Source organism: Paeniroseomonas aquatica (genome assembly GCF_030409335.1).
Lineage (GTDB): Bacteria > Pseudomonadota > Alphaproteobacteria > Acetobacterales > Acetobacteraceae > Belnapia > Belnapia aquatica.
This window is the reverse complement of the sequence record NZ_JAUFPN010000057.1, coordinates 1-654: the sequence shown is the minus strand read 5'-3', so window position 1 is coordinate 654 and position 654 is coordinate 1. Positions and strand designations below refer to the sequence as shown.

Here is a 654-nt window from a genome sequence, read left to right as displayed (position 1 = left end):
ACGATGGATTGCCGCGACGATCGTGTCCAGCTGGCCGGCGAGCGCGCCTTTGCTCTCGTTGACCAACTCCTGCAGCGGAGTTGGAAGGTTGTTGGCCGCATCGTCGTCCTGGATCACCGGCGGTGCACTATCTCCCCGCTCCCGCCAAATGGCCTCCAAGCGCTTGGCTTGGCCGCGGTCACCGACCTGTCGACGGATCGCCCAACCAGTGACCTCCTCACCGCGCGCTCTGATCTGGCGTCCAGCCTCAATAATCTCCTCAGCGGTCACGAGCGGTGGGCGCATGTGCAACGTCCTAAGTTAGTAAGTAAGTTCTGATCGTACCTACTTACCAACTAACTTACTTACTAACGCGTAAAATTCCTTTCCTTTATCATTCTGTCGGCCAGTCGCCAGTCACTTCCGCCTGGGGCGTGGCAGGAAACCCATAGCGTTTACATATAGTTAGCACACAATAGCGCGTGCTATACACACTAGCTATAATAGCTAAGATAGCTTCCGCTAACATTGATTGCACGCGCTAGCGCGGTCAGCTATGCTAAGGCTGCTAGCTACGCTATAAGCGCTATGGACGCTAGCAGCGCTATCGGGGGATAGTATGGGCAGCATAGTTACGATTGCGACGAGCAAAGGCGGCGGCGGGAAGACGGCTCT

Annotated in this window: 1 protein-coding gene; it reads right to left on the bottom strand. The window is 56.1% G+C overall.

Annotated features, from left to right (window positions below):
- A partial coding sequence (locus QWZ14_RS06190) for a DNA-binding protein (RefSeq protein WP_290315756.1) occupies positions 1–285 on the bottom strand: 285 nt, incomplete at its 3' end.
- Between the last annotated feature and the right edge of the window lie 369 nt (positions 286–654).